13 protein-coding genes are annotated in these 18,821 nt (G+C 66.6%); 6 read left to right on the top strand and 7 right to left on the bottom strand.

The annotated features are described in order from the left end of the window. Positions 1-7 precede the first annotated feature (7 nt). Entirely contained in the window at positions 8-547 is a 540-nt protein-coding gene (locus ACFC0O_RS34950; RefSeq protein WP_375965682.1) for a VOC family protein, read from the bottom strand. A gap of 140 nt (positions 548-687) precedes the next feature. Between ACFC0O_RS34950 and ACFC0O_RS34945 the strand changes: the two genes are divergently transcribed. From ACFC0O_RS34945 to ACFC0O_RS34930, 4 genes are all read left to right on the top strand, one after another. Further along, positions 688-4,491 carry an ABC transporter ATP-binding protein gene (locus ACFC0O_RS34945; protein ID WP_375965679.1) on the top strand — a complete coding sequence of 1,268 codons (3,804 nt, stop codon included), beginning with the start codon at positions 688-690 and terminating at the stop codon, positions 4,489-4,491. A gap of 113 nt (positions 4,492-4,604) precedes the next feature. Further along, a complete protein-coding gene (locus ACFC0O_RS34940; protein ID WP_375965677.1) occupies positions 4,605-8,438 on the top strand; it encodes a multifunctional oxoglutarate decarboxylase/oxoglutarate dehydrogenase thiamine pyrophosphate-binding subunit/dihydrolipoyllysine-residue succinyltransferase subunit in 3,834 nt (1,277 codons plus the stop codon). A gap of 120 nt (positions 8,439-8,558) precedes the next feature. Then, the gene (locus tag ACFC0O_RS34935; RefSeq protein ID WP_375965675.1) at positions 8,559-8,984 is read left to right on the top strand and encodes an SRPBCC family protein; all 426 of its coding nucleotides are present in this window, start codon (positions 8,559-8,561) and stop codon (positions 8,982-8,984) included. Beyond that, complete coding sequence (locus tag ACFC0O_RS34930) at positions 8,981-9,199, top strand: hypothetical protein (RefSeq protein ID WP_375965673.1); 219 nt, start codon at positions 8,981-8,983, stop codon at positions 9,197-9,199. The genes ACFC0O_RS34935 and ACFC0O_RS34930 overlap by 4 nt, the downstream gene beginning before the upstream one ends. Before the next feature lie 7 nt (positions 9,200-9,206). Here the strand turns inward: ACFC0O_RS34930 and ACFC0O_RS34925 are convergent, their stop codons facing one another. Further along, positions 9,207-10,223: a helix-turn-helix domain-containing protein gene (locus ACFC0O_RS34925; RefSeq protein WP_375965671.1), complete on the bottom strand. Its 1,017-nt coding sequence runs from the start codon at positions 10,221-10,223 to the stop codon at positions 9,207-9,209. Positions 10,224-10,406: 183 nt separating this feature from the next. Here ACFC0O_RS34925 and ACFC0O_RS34920 point away from each other — a divergent pair, with 183 nt between their 5' ends. Then, positions 10,407-11,111, top strand: coding sequence for a PadR family transcriptional regulator (locus ACFC0O_RS34920; RefSeq protein ID WP_375965668.1), 705 nt, complete (start codon positions 10,407-10,409; stop codon positions 11,109-11,111). Positions 11,112-11,165: 54 nt separating this feature from the next. Further along, positions 11,166-12,644, top strand: a complete 1,479-nt coding sequence (locus ACFC0O_RS34915) for a DHA2 family efflux MFS transporter permease subunit (RefSeq protein WP_375965665.1) — start codon at positions 11,166-11,168, stop codon at positions 12,642-12,644. A gap of 27 nt (positions 12,645-12,671) precedes the next feature. On the opposite strand, the gene ACFC0O_RS34910 is transcribed toward ACFC0O_RS34915, so the two are convergent. The 5 genes from ACFC0O_RS34910 to ACFC0O_RS34890 form a co-directional block, all read right to left on the bottom strand. Beyond that, positions 12,672-13,292: a Uma2 family endonuclease gene (locus tag ACFC0O_RS34910; RefSeq protein WP_375965662.1), complete on the bottom strand. Its 621-nt coding sequence runs from the start codon at positions 13,290-13,292 to the stop codon at positions 12,672-12,674. 121 nt (positions 13,293-13,413) lie between these two features. After that, positions 13,414-14,985: a molybdopterin-dependent oxidoreductase gene (locus tag ACFC0O_RS34905; RefSeq protein ID WP_375965659.1), complete on the bottom strand. Its 1,572-nt coding sequence runs from the start codon at positions 14,983-14,985 to the stop codon at positions 13,414-13,416. 143 nt (positions 14,986-15,128) lie between these two features. Continuing rightward, a complete protein-coding gene (locus tag ACFC0O_RS34900) occupies positions 15,129-16,922 on the bottom strand; it encodes an AMP-dependent synthetase/ligase (protein WP_375965657.1) in 1,794 nt (597 codons plus the stop codon). A gap of 124 nt (positions 16,923-17,046) precedes the next feature. Beyond that, positions 17,047-17,961, bottom strand: a complete 915-nt coding sequence (locus tag ACFC0O_RS34895) for an alpha/beta hydrolase (protein WP_375965654.1) — start codon at positions 17,959-17,961, stop codon at positions 17,047-17,049. A gap of 10 nt (positions 17,962-17,971) precedes the next feature. Then, positions 17,972-18,802 (bottom strand): SDR family NAD(P)-dependent oxidoreductase, encoded by an 831-nt coding sequence (locus tag ACFC0O_RS34890; protein ID WP_375965651.1) that lies wholly within the window; start codon positions 18,800-18,802, stop codon positions 17,972-17,974. Between the last annotated feature and the right edge of the window lie 19 nt (positions 18,803-18,821).

The raw sequence follows: 18,821 nt of genomic DNA, 5'->3' as shown, positions 1-18,821 counted from the left end.
TACGGATTCAGTCGGTGCCGCGGTCGGCGAACAGGCGACGCCACACCTCGTGATCGGTGCGCGGACCGCCCGGGGTGTCCGCACCGTACTTCGCGATGAGGGCGGGTAGATCCAGCGGTGAGGTGGGCGCGGCCATGGTGGTGAGTTCCTCCTCGACGGCGGAATCCGGTACCAGCCAGCACACTTCGAACTCGATACCGTCCGGATCGGCGGCGTAGAGCGCCTTGGTGGAGCCGTGATCCGAGGCTCCGTTCAATGCGCCCGCGGCCGACAGCACACCCTTGACGCGCTGCAATTCGGCGAGCGTGTCCACCTCCCAGGCCAGGTGGTACAGGCCCACCCGCCCGGTGCGATGCGCGACCGACGGATCCGGCGACTGGAACAGGCCGAGATCATGATCGTTGGCCGAACCCGCCGCCTGTAGGAACGCCGCACCCGGGAACCCGCCCGGCAGCCGGCGGAAGCCGAGCACCTCTTCGTAGAAGGCCACCGACCGCTCCAACTCGGCGACGAACAGTACGGCGTGATTGAGACCCTGAATCGGCATGAATCCAGCGGACCACGCCATCGCGCCCCCGCACAAGCGCGAGTCCGACTTCGCGCACCGACACGCCCGCGACCCCGGGATTGTCGGTGGGCGGGAACAAACTGGGGGGAGGGCCGTCGTTACGGCACTAGGTGAGCGTGATGAAGGTGGATGAGGCCGGGGTGGAGAAAAACGGGGTGAACCAGGCTCGAACGGGCGCGACGACGGCGCGCGGGGATGCGGCCGCCACGGGAGCGCCCGAAAACGCGGCTGTCGGAGCGGCGGCCGGTCCCGGGTGGCTGCGCCGTCTCTGGGAGCGCTGCCGTCAACATCCGTGGTTGCTGGCGGGCATCGCCGTCGCGGTGCTGATCGGTGCGGCGGTCGAGGTCACCGGGCCGCTGCTGGCCAAGCGCGCGCTGGACGGCGCCACCGCCGGGAACACCGGCATCATCACCGCCATGGCCGGGCTGCTGGCGCTGCTGGCCGTCGGCCGCTTCCTGTCCTCCTTCGGCCGCCGCATGGCCGCCGGGCAGCTCGCGCTCGATGTGCAGCACGAATTGCGCGTGGATCTGCTTGCGGCGCTTCAGCGTTTGGACGGTCCCGGTCAGGACGCGCTGCGCACCGGGCAGGTGGTGTCCCGCTCCATCAGCGATCTGACCCTGGTGCAGGGCCTGCTCGCCATGGGTCCGTGGTCCTCGCTCGCGGTACTGCAATTCGTGCTCGCCGCGGGCGTCATGCTGTGGCTGTCCCCGCCGCTGGCGCTCACCGCGCTGCTGGTGGTGCCGGTGCTGGCGCTGGTGGTCTATCGCGTCCGGCCGCGGCTGTACGCCGCCACCTGGTCGGCGCAGCAGCGCGGTTCGGATCTGGCCCAGCATGTCGAGGAGACCATTACCGGCGTGCGCGTGGTGAAGGGCTTCGGGCAGGAAGCCCGCATGGTGGATCTGCTGGAACGGCACGGCCGCAAGCTCTATGCCGAGCGCATGCGCGCCGCCCGCATCGACGCCAAATTCGGGCCGACGCTGTCCTCGGTGCCGCAGGCCGGGCTGGTGGCGGTCATCGCCGCGGGCGGTGTGCTGGCACTGCACGGCTCGATCGGACTGGGCACCCTGCTGGCCTTCACCGCCTACCTGTCCACCATGACCAATGCCACCCGCACCATCTCCATGGTGGTGGTGATGGCACAGCTCACCCGCGCCGCCGCCGAACGCGTGCACCAGGTCATCGACAGTGCGCCCGAACGCACCGATCCGGAACATCCGGTGGCACTGCCCGCCGGGCCGCTCGGTATCGAGATCTCCGGCCTCACCTTCGGATTCGATCCGAAGCGGCCCATCCTGGACGATTTCGATCTGACCGTGGCCCCCGGTGAGACGGTGGCCATCATCGGCCCGGCGGGTTCGGGCAAATCCACGCTGTCGCTGCTGCTCCCCCGCTTCTACACCCCGAATTCCGGCCGGATCTCGCTGTACGGCAACGATTCCCACGCCGATATCGCCGAACTGCGCGCCACCGAACTGCGCGATGCCGTCGGCGTGGTCTTCGACGAGGCCTTCCTGCTGTCGGACACCATCTCCGCGAATATCGCGCTGGGCCGCCCCGAGGCGACCGAGGACGAAATCCACACGGCCGCGGTCCAGGCCGCCGCCGACGAATTCATTCGGGCCCTGCCCAAGGGCTACGACACCGTGGTCGGCGAGCGCGGCCTCACCCTGTCCGGCGGTCAGCGCCAGCGCATCGCGCTGGCCCGCGCCCTGCTGGCGAACCCGCGCATCCTCATCCTGGACGACGCCACCTCCGCCGTGGACGCCCTCACCGAGGCCGCCATCTTCGCCGCGCTGCCCACCGATTCCGGGCGTACCACCCTCATCCTCGCGCACCGCGAATCCACCCTCGCCCACGCCGACCGCATCATCCGCCTGCCCGCTCCGGGCGGAGAGACCACACCCGGACCGGCGATCGCGACGCCCGCGCGCACCGGACTGGAAGCCGACGCCGGGCTGGATCCCGATACGCCGCAAGAGGTTCGGAAATCGCTGGCGAAACTGCCCGCCGCGAACGAACTGCCGGAGCTCGATCCGGCCGAGCTGCGCGAGCCGGATACCGAATTCCGGTTGAGCAAAGCCATGCGGCCGGTGCGCTGGCTGGTCATTGCCGCGGTACTGCTGCTGGCGGTGGATGCGATTGTCGGCGTGGGCTTTCCGTCGATCGTGCGGTACGCCATCGACTCCGGCGTGACCAACCATGACGGCGCGGCACTGGCCAAGGCCGCCATCATCGGTGCGGTGCTGGCGGCCGTCGGCTGGCTGGCCGCCTCGACCGCGCTGGTGTGGGGTTCCCGCGCGGGTGAGCGGGTGCTGTACGGCCTGCGAGTGCGCAGTTACGCGCATCTGCAACGGCTCGGGCTGGACTATTACGAGCGCGAGCTGTCCGGCAAGATCCTGACCCGCATGACCACCGATATCGACGCGCTCTCCACCTTCCTGCAAACCGGGGTGCCCGATGCGCTGGTGAGCGTGCTCATGGTGCTCGGCATCGCGGTGGCACTGCTGATCATCAATGTGCAACTGGCGCTGGTGGTTTTCCTGTCGCTGCCGCCATTGCTGTTGGCCACCTGGTGGTTCCGCCGGGTCTCCGATGCCGCGTACACCGAATCGCGTGAGCACGCCGCCACCGTGAACGGCGATTTCGCCGAGAATGTCGCGGGTTTGCGTGCGGTGCAGGCGAATCGGCACGAGCGGCGCTCGGCCGAGCGCTTCACCGGCTATTCGCACCGCTATCGCGTGAGCCGGATGCGGGCGCAGCGCGCCATCGCGCTGTTCTTCGCGTTCGTTGGCGCATGGGCCGATCTGGCGTTGGCCGCGGTCGTGTTCATGGGTGCGCGCGAGGTCGCGAACGGCGTCACCACCGCGGGCACGCTGGTGGCGTTCGTGCTGTATCTGGAGCTGCTGTTCGGCCCGATCCATCAGCTCTCCCAACTCTTCGACGGTTATCAGCAGGCGCGAGTCGGATTGCGCCGCATCGGGGAACTGCTGCGCACCCCGTCCTCCATCGCCGCCGATCCCGCCGACGCGGTCGCCGTACCCGGCCGTCTGCGCGGTGAGGTGGTCTTCGACGATGTGCGCTTCCGCTATCCGGGCACCGATACCCCGGCGCTGGACGGTGTCACGCTGCGCATTCCGCCGGGCACCAGCCTCGCGCTCGTCGGTGCGACGGGCGCGGGGAAATCGACCATCGTGAAACTGCTGGCGCGGTTGTACGACATGCCCTATGACGGAAATCACGATCGACGGCACGGTGATATATCCGGCTCGATAGCCGATTCCTATGGGACGCATCGCATTACCGCCGAAAGCGGCACGATCAGCGTGGATGGCGTCGATATCCGCGACTATCGGCTCACCGACTATCGATCGCGGCTGGGCGTCGTTCCTCAGGAAGCTCACCTGTTCACCGGCGACATCGCCAGCAACATTGCATTCGGCAAACCTTTTGCGAATTCAGCGGAGATCGAGGCGGCAGCCGCGGCGGTCGGCGCACTGGACACCATCAACGCGCTACCGCTGAAAATGCGCCAGCCGGTGGGCGAACGCGGCCGTGGACTCTCGGCCGGGCAACGTCAGCTGATCGCACTGGCCCGCGCCGAACTGGTGCAGCCGGATCTGCTGCTGCTGGATGAGGCCACCGCGGTACTGGATCCGGCGGCCGAGGCATCGGTGCTGGTAGCAAGCGAATCGGTCACGCAGGGCCGGACCGCGGTGATCGTCGCGCACCGCCTCGCGACCGCCGCGCAGGCCGATCTGATCGCCGTGGTGGCCCAGGGCAAGATCACCGAAATCGGCACTCATGAAGAACTGCTATCAACACACGGCGGGTACTCCCGCCTCTGGGCTGCGGCACAGGCCACCGAAGGAATATTCTCAGTTGAGGACGAGTCGTCACTAAGGAACGTGTCCGCTCGGTGGTAGTCCATGCCCATGGGCTTACAGGGGTGGGCATATCCTCAGAGGGGGCGCGTCGGCGCGCATCCGCCGATTACCCGTGCCGGGCACGTCACAAACGTCGCAGCGCGAAGAACGAAATGAGGCGAACACCTGCTGTGAGCAGCTCAACAGACCAGTTCGGACAGAACCAGTGGCTTGTCGACGAGATGTACCAAAAGTACAAGCAAGACCCGTCGTCGGTCGATGAGAGCTGGCACGAGTTCCTCGCCGATTACTCGCCGGAGTCCACTCCCGGCGATACCGGCAACAGCCAGCCGGTTACCCCGGCGACAGCTGCGGTAGCTCCCCCTGTCACCCCGCCCGCGGCCCCCGCCGCACCGAAGGCCACGCCGAGCGTCGCACCGTCCACGAACAGCGTGCCGACTTCGGTCGCGAACAACGCGCCCGCCGCCAATCCGGCCCCCGCGGCGCTGGCCACCCCCGCGCCCGCCGCGGCCGCGGTGCGCACCCCGCAGACCACCCCGGCTCCGGCCTCCAACGCGGCCCCCACCACGGGCGCGCCCAAGGCCGCGACCGCCGATGAGACCAAGATCCTGCGCGGACCGGCGGCGGCCGTCGTCAAGAACATGTCGTCGTCGCTGGCCATCCCCACCGCCACCAGCGTCCGGGCCTTCCCGGCCAAGCTGATGATCGACAACCGGGTGGTCATCAACAACCACCTCGCGCGTACCCGCGGCGGCAAGATCTCCTTCACCCATCTGCTCGGCTACGCGATCGTGCAGGCGGTCAAGGCGTTCCCGAACATGAACCGGCACTTCGCCGAGATCGACGGCAAGCCGAACGCGGTCACCCCCGCGCACACCAATCTCGGCCTGGCCATCGACCTTCCGGGCAAGGACGGCAACCGTTCGCTGGTGGTCGCGGCCATCAAGAACACCGAGACCATGACCTTCGCGCAGTTCCACAGCGCGTACGAGGACATCGTGCGCCGCGCGCGCGACGGCAAGCTCACCGCCGACGACTTCTCCGGCGTCACCATCTCGCTCACCAACCCGGGCACCATCGGCACCAATCATTCGGTGCCGCGGCTCATGCAGGGTCAGGGCGCGATCGTGGGCGCGGGCGCGATGGAGTACCCGGCCGAATTCCAGGGCATGAGCGATGAGCAGCTCGCCGAAATCGGCATCGGCAAGCTCATGACGCTGACCTCGACCTACGATCACCGCATCATTCAGGGCGCGGAGTCCGGCGATTTCCTGCGGACCATTCACAACCTGCTGATCTCGGACGAGTTCTACGACGATATCCACCACGGCCTGGGCGTGCCCTATGAGCCGATCCGGTGGCGCAAGGACATCAAGGAACGCGGTATCGACAAGTCGACCCGCGTTCAGGAGATGATCGCGGCGTATCGCAACCGCGGTCACCTGATGGCCGACACCGACCCGCTGCGGCTGGTGAAGGACAAGTTCCGTTCGCATCCGGATCTGGATGTCACCCAGCACGGCCTGACCCTGTGGGATCTGGATCGCGAATTCAATGTCGCGGGCTTCCACGGCCAGGAGCGCATGAAGCTGCGCGATGTGCTGTCCATCCTGCGTGACGCGTACTGCCGCCACGTCGGTGTGGAGTACACCCACATCCTGGATCCCGAACAGCTGCAGTGGATTCAGGACCGGGTCGAGCAGAAGCACGCCAAGCCGACCGTCGCCGAGCAGAAGTACATCATGTCCCGGCTCAACGCGGCCGAGGCGTTCGAGACCTTCCTCGCGACCAAATACGTTGGCCAGAAGCGCTTCTCGCTCGAGGGCGCGGAATCTGTCATCCCGATGATGGACGGCGTCATCGATCAGTGCGCCGAGTACGCCCTCGACGAGGTCGTCATCGGTATGCCGCACCGCGGCCGCCTGAACGTGCTCGCGAATATCGTCGGCAAGCCCTACTCGAAGATCTTCACCGAGTTCGAGGGCAATATGAACCCGGCCGCCACGCACGGCTCCGGCGATGTGAAGTACCACCTGGGCGCGCGCGGCACCTACATCCAGATGTTCGGCGATAACGACATCGAGGTCTCGCTGACGGCCAACCCGTCGCACCTCGAGGCCGTCGACCCGGTGCTGGAGGGTCTGGTTCGCGCCAAGCAGGATCTGCTCACCAAGGAAGACCTGGTCACCAAGGGCGAAGAGGCGCGCAGCTTCTCCGTCGTGCCGCTCATGCTGCACGGTGACGCGGCCTTCGCCGGTCAGGGTGTCGTCGCCGAGACGCTGAACCTGTCCGGTCTGCGCGGGTACCGCACCGGCGGCACCGTGCACATCGTGGTCAACAACCAGATCGGCTTCACCACCGCGCCCGAGTACTCGCGCTCCACCGAATACTCCACGGACATCGCGAAGTTCATCGGCGCGCCGATCTTCCACGTGAACGGCGACGATCCCGAAGCCTGTGTGTGGGTTGCGAAGCTGGCCGTCGACTACCGCCAGCGGTTCAACCGCGATGTGGTCATCGACATGATCTGCTACCGCCGCCGCGGCCACAACGAGGGCGACGACCCCTCGATGACGCAGCCGAACATGTACGACGCCATCGACACCAAGCGCTCGGTCCGCAAGGCCTACACCGAGAGCCTGATCGGCCGTGGCGATATCTCCATGAAGGAAGCCGAAGACGCCCTGCGCGATTACCAGGGGCAGCTGGAGCGGATCTTCAACGAGGTGCGCGAGCTGGAGAAGTACGTTCCGGAGCCGTCCGAATCGGTCGAGGACGAGCAGCAGATGCCGACCACGCTGGTCACCGCGGTCGACAAGACCGTGCTGCAGCGCATCGGCGACGCGTTCGTGAACGCGCCCGAGGGCTTCAATGTGCATCCGCGCGTCAAGCCGGTCATGGAGAAGCGCCGCGAGATGGCGTACGAGGGCAAGATCGACTGGGCCATGGCCGAATTGCTGGCCTTCGGTTCGCTCATCGACGAGGGCAAGGCCGTTCGCCTGACGGGTCAGGATTCGCGTCGCGGCACCTTCTCGCAGCGGCATTCGGTGATCATCGACCGCAAGACCGGTGGCGAGTACACCCCGCTGCACAACATCGGGTCGAAGAATCCGGGTTGGTTCGCGGTGCACGATTCGGCACTGTCCGAATACGCCGCCGTCGGTTTCGAATACGGCTACTCGCTCGGCAACACCGACGCACTGGTGTTGTGGGAGGCGCAGTTCGGTGACTTCGTCAACGGCGCGCAGACCATCATCGACGAGTTCATCTCCTCCGGTGAGGCCAAGTGGGGCCAGCTGTCGGAGGTCGTGCTGCTGCTGCCGCACGGTCACGAGGGTCAGGGTCCGGACCACACCTCCGGTCGTATCGAGCGCTTCCTGCAGCTGTGCGCCGAGGGTTCGATGACGGTGGCGGTTCCGTCCACCCCGTCGAACTACTTCCACCTGCTGCGCCGGCACGCGCTCGACGGCATCCGCCGTCCGCTGGTGGTCTTCACCCCGAAGTCCATGCTGCGCAACAAGGCCGTGGTCTCCGAGGTCGAGGACTTCACCGACAACAAGTTCCGTTCGGTGCTCGAGGAGCCCACCTACGAGAGCGGCGACGGTGATCGTTCGAAGGTCAAGCGCGTACTGCTGACCTCCGGCAAGATCTACTACGAGCTGGTCGCGGAGAAGAACAAGAACAAGCGCGACGATGTGGCCATCGTGCGCGTCGAACAGCTCTACCCGATCCCGAAGTTCCGCCTGAACGAGGCGCTGGAGGGTTACCCCAACGCCACCGATCTGGTGTGGGTCCAGGAAGAACCGGCCAACCAGGGCGCATGGCCCTTCTTCGGCCTGAACCTCCCGGAGATCCTGCCCGCCCGCTTCGCCAAGCTGCGTCGCATCTCGCGGCGCGCGATGTCGGCCCCGTCCTCGGGTTCGTCGAAGGTGCACGCGGTGGAGCAGGCCGAGATCATCGGCGAGGCGTTCGCACCGACCGTCTAGCACAACCGTTTTCACGTTCCGGGCCGGATTCTCACGGGAATCCGGCCCGGCGCCGTTTGTCCCCTAGCTGGCGCGTTACATCCCGTTCGGTGCGAATGTGCTGGTCATAGGCTCGGATTCATGAAATCGATCAGTACCGATATTCAGATCGACGCCACACCGGAGCAGGTGTGGGCGGTGTTCAGTGACTTCGAGAGTTACAGCGAGTGGAATCCGTTCATTCGGGAAGCCAAGGGGACGCTCGCGGTCGGTGAGCGGCTGGAGATGCGGATGTATCCGGTGACGGGGCGGCCCATGGGTTTCAAGCCCCGGGTGCTGGTGGCCGAGCATGCGAAGGCGGTCACCTGGAAGGGAATCGTGGTGGTGCCCGGGCTTTTCGACGGTACGCACAAGTTCACGATGGAGGCGCGGGACGGCGGGACGCGGTTCGTGCAGGCGGAGGAGTTCGGCGGGGTGCTGGCTCCCTTCATGAGCGGCACCATCGCGAGCACCATCGAGAGTTTCGAACTGTCGAACGAGGCGCTGAAGAAGCGGGTGGAGCGATGACCACGGTCCAGCCATCGGTGCATACGATCGTGCTGAAGAGCCTGCTGCACAACGGAATCGTGCATCGCGCGCTCGCGCTGGCGGTGGCGACGATCGTGCTGATCGCCGTTCATCATCCGACCTGGGTGCCGTACGCGGTGAGCCTGTACGCCATCTGGAACGCCGCCGCCGTCACCCTGAACGCGGCGAAGGCGGCGCGGGCCGCGAAGGCGTGAGGTGCGCTCAGGCGGCGCGCCGGAAGGCGTCCGGGGTCTGCCCGGTCCAGCGCTGGAAGGCGCGCCGCAGGGTGCGATGATCGGTGTAGCCGAGTCGTCCGGCGATGGATTGCAGCGAGAGATCGGTCTCGCGCAGCAACCGGGTGGCACGCTCGAATCGCACCGCCTCCAACTCCTCTCGCCACGTCGTCTCGTGTTCGGCCAACCGGCGTTGCAGGGTGCGCGGGCTCATCGCCAGCCGATGCGCGACCTCCTCCAGCGAGGTGCCGCGGCCGTGGCTGTCCGCCAGCGCCTCCCCGATCGCACCGCGGAAGCTCTCGCGCCAATCCGGCGCGGGCCGCGCGCTGTCGATGATCGAGCGCGCGTACATTCGCATGACGCGCTGTAGCTCGGGATCGAAAGGTCTTGTGGCGGGCTCGGATTCGGTATCGAGGAAGGTGATTCGATTCCCGCCCTGGCCGAAGTGGATGTTCCCGGTCCCGAACACCTCGTCGAGATGTCCGTGCCGCCGCGGCGCGGTATGCGCGAAATCCACTCGTACGGGCCGTAATCCGTCTCCGCGCGCATCTCGCGCGCGGCGCAGTATCAATCCGAGCGCGTACTCGTTGATGGTGTTGTCCACCTCGGTGCCGGTGGAGAGGTTGTCGTGCTGCACCGTCAGCCGAGAACCGTCCTCCATCACCGAGATTCGCGCGACCGGATCGCAGATGACGCTCAGATACTCTCCCGCGTCCGCGAAACCCGCCGCGAGGGTGGGCGCTCCGGTCACCAGGTAGTCCCACACGTGCAACCGCCCACGGTCCGCGGCCGCGATGGCGCGTGCACCCCCGCCCACCGGATCGGCCGCCGCGATCAGCTCCCACACCCGCAGCAGCGATGAGGTCGGGAACCGGGTCAGATCATCGTCGACCGCGGGTCCGGTCACCCCCTCGATGAAGGCCAGCTCATGCTCGGCAACCCCGGACTCCCGTGCCACCCCCACCAGCAACCGCATCACATGTGATGCCACCGAATCCCTGACCACCGCGTCAGCCTACCGAGCGGCCTGTTTCTCGTCCTGCCCCGAAAGTGACTGGCGCGGTGCGCCATCCGGACCCACCCGTGCGCCGTCCGGACCCACTGTGCGCCAGGGCACAGTGGGTTGTGCCCGCCATGTTCCACGTCGTATATTCCACGTGGAATATTTGGAGCGGAACAGGAGGCCGATATGACCGGCAAGCAGGCGAGTGCGACGCTGACGCCTTTGGCGATCGCGGTGCTCGCGCTGCTGGAAGAGAAGCCGATGCATCCGTACGAGATGTATCAACTCCTGATGACCCGGCACGAGGACGAGCTGGTGAAGATCAAACCCGGCTCGCTCTATCACACGGTGGCGCGGTTGGCGGAGCAGGAATTGGTGGTGGCCGAAGGCACCGATCGGGCCGGTAATCGCCCGGAACGGACCACCTATCGGATCAATCCGGCGGGCCGGGACAGCCTGCGCACGCGCATCACGGAAATCCTTCGCACTCCGGTGAAGGAGTACCCGATTTTTCCGCTCGCCATGGCCGAGGCGCACAATTTGCCAGTGCACGATGTGATCGCACTACTGCGCGAACGCGTCACCTGGCTGGACGGGCGAGTCGCCGAGTTCGAGGCGCTGCAGGACTGGATCCGTTCGCGGCGGGTGCCGCGGCGGTACTGGATGGTCATCGAGTTCCTGCACGCCACGAATCTCACCGAGGTCGGCTGGCTGCGCAAGACGATCGCCGAACTGGAGTCCGGCGAACTGCCGTGGTCCGATTTCGACCCGGAGACCGGCGAACGCATCCCGAGCTGCGATGACGATGACGACGATCGGCTCGGCGCGGACTGGGGCGCGGGCCTGAGTCAGGCGGATCTGGCTGCCGTCCGAAAGGGCGTGGTCCCCTGACAAACCGCGAAAACCGGTCCACTACACAGACTTTCATCTCTAGATAGGAATCCCATGTCCACTCAACACAATCCGTGGCTGGCGCTATACGCGCTGGTCGTCGGGTTCTTCATGATCCTGCTGGACATGACCATCGTCGCGGTGGCCAATCCGGCGATCAAGGAGGATCTGAACGCCGATATCAACAAGGTCATCTGGGTCACCTCGGCCTATCTGCTGGCCTACGCGGTACCGCTGCTGGTGACCGGGCGACTCGGAGATCGCTTCGGCCCCAAGAACATCTACCTGATCGGCTTGACGGTCTTCACCCTCGCCTCGCTGTGGTGCGCCATGTCGACGAGCATCGAGATGCTCATCGCGGCCCGCGCGGTGCAGGGTCTGGGCGCGGCCCTGATGACCCCGCAGACGATGGCGGTCATCACCCGCACATTCCCGCCGGACAAGCGCGGTGCGGCCATGGGTCTGTGGGGCGGCGTCGCCGGTCTGGCGACCCTGGTCGGCCCGATCCTGGGCGGCGTGCTGGTGGACTGGCAGGGCTGGCAGTGGATCTTCTACGTGAACGTGCCGATCGGCATCATCGCGTTCGTGCTGGCGGCCTGGCTGGTGCCCGCGCTGGAGACCCACGAGCACAAGTTCGACTTCGTCGGCGTGGCACTGTCCGCGGTCGGCATGTTCCTGCTGGTGTTCGGCATCCAGGAGGGCGGCACCCGGGATTGGGACGCGCTGATCTGGCTGATGATCGGCGGCGGCATCGTGGTGCTCGGCCTGTTCGTGGTCAATCAGGCGCGCAATACCGGTGAACCGCTGGTGCCGATGAGCCTGTTCAAGGATCGCAATTTCTCGCTGTCCAGCCTGGCGATCGCGGCCATGGGCGCGTCGATCACCGCGACGTTCGTGCCGTTCTACTTCTTCCTGCAGCAGGTGCACGGCATGTCGCCGACCAAGTCGGCGCTGGTGCTGGCCCCGATGGCGATTCTGACCGGTGTGTTCGCGCCGATCATCGGCAAGATCTCGGATCGGATGCCGCCGCGCATTCTGCCGACCATCGGTTTCGCGGTGTTCGCGGCGACCATCTTCGGTTTCTCCGCGCTGATGAAGCCGGATACCTCGATTCCGCTGTTCCTGGTCATCGGCGGTATCGCCGGTATCGCCAATGCCTGCATCTGGGCGCCGCTGGCCACCACGGCCACGCACAACCTGCCGATTCAGCAGGCCGGTGCGGGCGCGGGCGTGTACAACACCACCCGTCAGGTGGGTTCGGTGCTGGGCTCGGCGGCCATCGCGGCGCTGATGTCCTCGCGACTGTCGGCGCAGCATCTGCCCGGCGGTCCGGTGATGGAGGGCGGCGGTAGCGGTGGCGGCAAGATTCCGCCGGAGGTGCTGGACAAGATCAGCACCGCGCTCAGCCAGTCCATGATTCTGCCGGGCTGCATCCTGCTGATCGGCGTGCTGGCGTCCGCGCTGTTCGTCGGGCACGGCAAGAGTGATCACCGGCAGGCCCCGGCTCCGGAGAAGGTCGATATCGCGGGCTGAATCATCCTGTGCGACAGGGGATCCGCATCAATAGACGAGCCCGTACAACCGGGTCCAGTCGATGCGGATCTCTATCGGCATATCTATCAGCGTCTCACCGCCGGTGGGCGTGAGCCGCCGGTGCGGGCGGTAGTGCCCGAGCACCAGCACGTGGGTCTGGATCGCGGTCACATGATCGCGGTCCAGATACACCAGCCAGAACCACGGAATGCCAGCGAGTGCGTACTCGGCCTGTTTGTCGGCGGTGTCCACGCGTTCGGTCAGCGGTGACACCACCTCGATCGCGAGTTTCACGCGCGGTGCGGGCAGCACCCCGGAAACCGTTGGGGCGCAGGTGAACAGCGCGACGTCCGGGCGGCGCAGCGTGACCCGCGGCAGTTCCCAGAGCAGTACGTCCTTATCGGTGCCGACGTAGAGCGGACCGTCGCTGTACTGCCCCATATGCGAGATGGCGGCGACCTCGAGCATGGCGGCGAGGCGGCGGGCGGCATTGCGATGCGGCTGCGGCGCCGGATCGGCGCGCACCACATCACCGTTCACCACTTCGACAATGCGGCAGAAGTCGCGGGGTAGCTGCTTCCAGACATCGAGGGTGATCGGTTCGGGCTGCAGGTTTTCCGCCCGCGCCCACTCCAGCACTCCGGTCATATGGCGCTCCTTGATCGGGCGTCGAACGGCCTGGGCGATCGTAAACCGTGGGCGCGGGCAAAACGGCCGTTCGGCATTTTCGCCACTCCGACACTCCGAATAACCGGTGGTTTGCGGTATTTCAGCCGATGCGCACGAACCGCGACGCGTAACCGGTCGCGCCGTCGGGGACCTCACCCGCTTGATCGGAGGTCTGCACGACGCCGGCACCGTCGGTGCTGCGCGCCCAGATGGTGTGCGGGCCGGAGGTGGCGTCCCAGTCGAAAGCCCATTGCCGCCAGGTGTCTATCGACGGTTCGGCGGCGAGCCGCGCGGGCTGCCATGCACCCTGGTCTATCCGCACTTCCACGGCATTGATGCCGCGATGCTGCGCCCAGGCGACGCCCGCCACCGTCACCTTGCCCGCCGCCAGTTTGCCGCCGGCCGGGGTGTCGATGCGGGTTCCGGTCTTGATCGGGCCGCGTTCGGACCAGCCGCGCCGGGTCCAATACGCCTGTGCGCGATCGAATCTGGTGATCTCGATATCGGTCACCCATTTGGTCGCCGAGACATAGCCGTACAGGCCCGGCACCACCATGCGCACCGGATAGCCGTGCGCGGTGGGCAGCGGTTCGCCGTTCATACCGACCGCGAGCATGGCATCGCGGCCGTCGGTGAGCGCGGCCAGCGGACTGCCCGCGGTGAACCCGTCGATACTGCGGGACAACACCATATCGGCGTCCGGATGCGGACCCGCTTCCGCGAGAATCTCATCCAGCCGATAGCCCAGCCAGCTGGCATTGCCGATGAGATCGCCGCCCACGGGATTGGAGACGCAGGTGAGCGTCACCAGTTTCTCGATGGCCTGCCGGGAGCCGAGATCGGCGTAGTTGAGCCGGATTTCGCGATCCACCATGCCGTGGATGCGCAGTGACCAATCATCCTTGCTGACCTGCGGGACGGTCAGCGCGGTATCGATGCGGTAGAAATCGCTGTTCGGCGTGAGATACGAAGACAGGCCCGGGATTCGGAGATCGGCGGCCGGATCGACCGCCACCTGCGGCCCCGACGGCGGCGGCAATTGCACCTCCGCCCGCTCCCCCGAGACGTCCCGTTTCCGCAGTCCGAGAACGCGTCCCACCAGACCGGCCGCCGCACCGGAGGCCAATGCGATGCCGATCCCGCGCATGACCAGTCGGCGCTCCACCGGTGCATCCGGATCCGCTTCCGCGGCGGCGGTTTCCGAGCCGTCGGCGGGTGCCAGCGCGGCCGCGCTCGCCGCATCGAAATCCTCGATGCGGCGAATCAGGCTGCGCAGCACCGCGATTCCGGCCCACGCACCCAGCAGTGCGGGCAGCGCCCAGGTCCAGGACGAATCCGCGCGGGTGACCGCGGCGACGATCGCCAACAGCCCGAAGGCCGCGAAGAGGATCGACCCGATCGGGCGCTTCACCCGCTCGGCGAGTCCGGCCAGCCCGGCCACCAGCACCGCGACCGCGCCCATCGAAATGAACAGCACCAGTTTGTCTTTGGTGCCGAAGGTGCCGATCACCCACTCGCGCACCCCATCCGGGGTGTGATCGACGATCAGCGATCCGATCGCCTGCAATGGCGTGCTGTCCGGGCTGATCAGCACCGCGACGATCTCGGCAACCCCGAGGGTCACCGCGGCGGCGGCTACGCCACCGGCAATTCGAAGTTCACGACCGGCCACGAATTCGACCCTACTGCGGGATCGGGCCACCGCACCGGCCACAGAAATGACATTCCGATGACGCCGGAACTCCCCCGGTCAGCGGTATGAAAAAGGCGCTGCCCCGGAAGAATCCGGTGGCAGCGCCCTGTCCGAACGAAGATCTAGGAGTAGATCGCCTCGACGTCCTTGGCGTATTCCTTCATGACCACGTTGCGCTTGAGCGAGAGCTTCGGGGTGAGCTCGCCGCCCTCCTGGGTCCAGTCGACCGGCAGGATGCGGATCTTCTTGATCGCCTCGGCATGCGACACCAGCTTATTGGTGGCGGCCACGGCCTCGTTGATCTCCGCGACCAGCGCCGGGTTCTCGATCAGGTGCTCGATGGTGGTCTCGGGCGGAATGTTGTTGCGCTCGCGCCACTTCGGCAGCGTTTCCTGATCCAGGGTGATGAGTGCGCCGATGAACGGCTGCCCGTCGCCGACCACCATGACCTGGCTGATCAGCGGGTGCTGGCGCAGCGAATCCTCGAGCATGGCCGGAGAGACGTTCTTACCGCCGGCGGTGACCAGGATTTCCTTCTTGCGGCCGACGATGGAGATGAACCCCTTCTCATCGATCGCGCCCAGGTCACCGGTCTTGAACCAGCCGTCGGCGTCGAACGCGTCGGCGGAGGCGTCCGGGTTGTTCCAGTAGCCGGAGAATACGACCGGTCCGCGGATGAGCAGTTCGCCGTCCTCGGCGACCTTCGCGCCGTGGCCCGGCAGCGGCTGGCCGACGGTGCCGACCTTGATGTTCTTGGGGGTGTTGACGCTGACGGCCGCGGTGGACTCGGTCAGGCCGTAGCCCTCGTAGATGGTGACGCCCGCGCCGCGGAAGTAGTGGCCCAGGCGCGCGCCGAGGGGTCCGCCGCCGGAGACCGCGGAACCGCACTGCCCGCCCATGGCCTCGCGCAGCTTGGCGAACACCAGCTTGTCCAGCACGGTGTGCTTGAGCTTGAGCACCAGTCCGGGGCCGCCGGTCTCCAGCGATTTGCTGTAGTCGATGGCCACCTCGGTGGCGTAGTCGAAGATCTTGCCCTTGCCGCCGTCGTGCGCCTTCTGCTTCGCGCCGTTGAACACCTTCTCGAATACGCGCGGTACCGAGAGGATGAAGTTCGGCTTGTACGCGCCGAACTGGTCGACCAGCGTGGACCAGTCGGAGCTGTGCGCGACGGTGACGCCCGCGTCGAACGCGGCCAGCGCCACGGCCCGCGCGAAGACGTGCGCGAGCGGCAGGAACAGCAGCGACTTCTGGCCGGGGCGCAGGAATTCGCTCATGGCGGAGCGGTCGGCGGCCGATTCGGCGTACAGGTTGGCATGCGAGAGCATGACGCCCTTGGGCCGTCCGGTGGTGCCGGAGGTGTAGATGAGGGTCGCGGGCGAAGCGGCCTTGACCTGGGCGCGGCGCTCGTGCACGACGCTGTCGTCGAGTTCGGCACCGCGCGTGGTCAGTTCGGCGATGGCGCCGCCCTCGATCTGCAGCACCTCGCGCAGATCACCGAGTCCGCCTTCGATTTCGGCGATGGTGGCGCGCTGCTTCTCGTTCTGCACGACGATCGCCTTGGTGGCGGAGTCGGACAGGATCCAGCGGATCTGCTCGGCCGAGGAGCTGTCGAAGATGGCGACGGTGCAGCCGCCGGCCGCCCAGATGGCGAAGTCCAGCACGACCCACTCGTAGGAGGTGGCGGCCATGATGGCCACCCGATCTCCGAGTTCGATTCCGGAGGCGACCAAGCCCTTGGCCACACCCGTGACGGCCTTGGCGAACTCGACCGCCGTGACGTCGTTCCAGCCGCCCTTACCATCCGGAGTGTTGAAGACGACCAGGTCCGGGGTCTTCTCCGCATGCCGGAACGCACCGTCCGACATATTGGCGCTCTCGGGGATGGTGTAGGTAGCCGGGACTTCGAACTCTCGCATCGCTGCCCTTCCACAGTGGGTTTACTCGCGGGTAATTTACGCCACGCTTACATGTCACACCCGGCAGCCCGCCCGAACCTGTTCTATCGAACCGTTCGAACGGGCTTCACAAACCGTGCCACCACTATCCTATGGAACGGGTTTGCGCAGGTCGAAGGGCCTGGCGCAGGAACTCGCCGAGTTCCCGGGTAATGGCCTCGGCGGGCGCCACCAGGGACGCCTGCAATTGGGACACGTGCCAGAGACCCTCGGTCTCGGTGAACCGGGTCTCCACGCCCGCCGCGCGCAGTTTCGCGGTGAGCCGGGTGCACTGGTCGTGCAGCAGCTCTGATTTATCGGCCTGCACATAGGTGGGCGGCAGCCCGTGCAGATCGGCGAGCAGCGGCGCGTAACCGGTGTCGAGGCCGTCACCGGCGCCCAGATAGGCGGCGGCGCAGGCCCGCGACCACGGCTTGTTGATGACCAGATCCCGGGTGCGCTCGGGGATCTCGTTGGGATCGCCCCACGGTGCGATGAGTCCGAGCGCGGCCGGGGCCAGTCCGTGCTTATCGCGCAATCGGATCGCGAGCGCCAGCGCGAGCCCGCCACCGGCCGAATCCCCGCCCACCGCAATGCGTTCGGGCTTGTAGCCGAAGGCGATCAGCTCCAGGAACGCCGCCTCGGCATCGTCCAGCGCCGCCGGGAACGGATGCTCCGGGGCCAGGCGATAGTCGAGAACCTGTACGGGACAACCGGTTTCACGCGCCAGATAACCGGCGAGCGCCCGATGCGTGGCGGGCGAGCCGACCGTGTAACCGCCGCCGTGCAGATACAGCACGGTGGCGCTGTCGGTGGCCGGACCGAGCGTGACCCGCTCGGCCGGACGACCACCCAGGCGCACCTTCTCGTAATGCGTACCGCGCGGAGCCCGTTGCAACGGCGCGCCCAGATCCATCAGGGCGCGCTGCACCGAGAAGGGCAGCGTCTTGTTCAGCATGACCCGGAACACCGGATGCAGGACCGCACGCGCGAGCGGCAACGGCAGATTCAGCTGTGGCATAACCAATTCCCTACGGCAGGAAGCGCTTCTGTACAACGGCGGAGATGCGCTGGTAGTACGAGCCGGTGCTGCGCACGAACAGATCCAGCAGTTTTGCCTCCCAGCCGATCAGCACGCGGCCGTGTCCGCGGGCCACGCCCTCGGTGATGGTCTGCGCGGCCATGGCGGGGGTGTGCATGGCGAGCTTCTTGTCGAACAGGGTCGCCAGGTTCTGCTGGTTCAGGCCCTCGGAGACCGTCGCGTTGCGGGCGACGGCGGTCTGGATGCCGCCGGGGTGCACGCAGGTGACCTTGACCGGCTTACCGCTCATGATCATTTCCTGGCGCAGCGCCTCGGTGAAACCGCGCACCGCGAACTTGGCGGCGTTGTAGGCGCTCTGGCCGGGCACGGCGATGAGGCCGAACAGGCTGGAGATGTTCACCACGTGACCCGAACCGGATTCGATCAGGTACGGCAGGAATGCCTTGGTGCCGTTGACGACTCCGTAGAAGTCGACGTCCATGATGCGGTCGATGTCCTTGAACGCGGTGTCCAGCACATCGCCGTGGTGCGCGATTCCGGCATTGTTGTAGATCTGGTTGACCTTGCCGAAATGCTTCTTGACCTCATCGGCGTAGACCAGCACGGCCTCGCGCTCGGCCACATTGAGCCGATCGGATTTGATCTCCACACCGAACTTCTCGCACAGTCGCACGGTTTCGGCCAGGCCCTCGGTGTCGATATCGGACAGCGCGAGTTTCGCGCCGCGGCGGGCCAGGTTCTCCGCCAGGGCGCGGCCGATGCCGGAGCCGGCGCCGGTGATCACACAGACCTTGTCCTTGAAGTAAGCATCGTTGCTCACGGTTACCACTTTCGGTTGT

The organism is Nocardia sp. NPDC056100 (assembly GCF_042266325.1).
Lineage (GTDB): Bacteria > Actinomycetota > Actinomycetes > Mycobacteriales > Mycobacteriaceae > Nocardia.
Note: the sequence above shows the minus strand (reverse complement) of the source record. Positions and strands in the feature narration are given on the sequence as shown.

Bases quoted from the DNA above. Each gene is read 5' to 3' on its own strand.
- ACFC0O_RS34950 (WP_375965682.1), bottom strand. From the start codon at position 547: ATGCCGATTCAGGGTCTCAATCACGCCGTACTGTTCGTCGCCGAGTTG.
- ACFC0O_RS34945 (WP_375965679.1), top strand. From the start codon at position 688: ATGAAGGTGGATGAGGCCGGGGTGGAGAAAAACGGGGTGAACCAGGCT.
- ACFC0O_RS34940 (WP_375965677.1), top strand. From the start codon at position 4,605: ATGAGGCGAACACCTGCTGTGAGCAGCTCAACAGACCAGTTCGGACAG.
- ACFC0O_RS34935 (WP_375965675.1), top strand. From the start codon at position 8,559: ATGAAATCGATCAGTACCGATATTCAGATCGACGCCACACCGGAGCAG.
- ACFC0O_RS34930 (WP_375965673.1), top strand. From the start codon at position 8,981: ATGACCACGGTCCAGCCATCGGTGCATACGATCGTGCTGAAGAGCCTG.
- ACFC0O_RS34920 (WP_375965668.1), top strand. From the start codon at position 10,407: ATGACCGGCAAGCAGGCGAGTGCGACGCTGACGCCTTTGGCGATCGCG.
- ACFC0O_RS34915 (WP_375965665.1), top strand. From the start codon at position 11,166: ATGTCCACTCAACACAATCCGTGGCTGGCGCTATACGCGCTGGTCGTC.
- ACFC0O_RS34910 (WP_375965662.1), bottom strand. From the start codon at position 13,292: ATGACCGGAGTGCTGGAGTGGGCGCGGGCGGAAAACCTGCAGCCCGAA.
- ACFC0O_RS34900 (WP_375965657.1), bottom strand. From the start codon at position 16,922: ATGCGAGAGTTCGAAGTCCCGGCTACCTACACCATCCCCGAGAGCGCC.
- ACFC0O_RS34895 (WP_375965654.1), bottom strand. From the start codon at position 17,961: ATGCCACAGCTGAATCTGCCGTTGCCGCTCGCGCGTGCGGTCCTGCAT.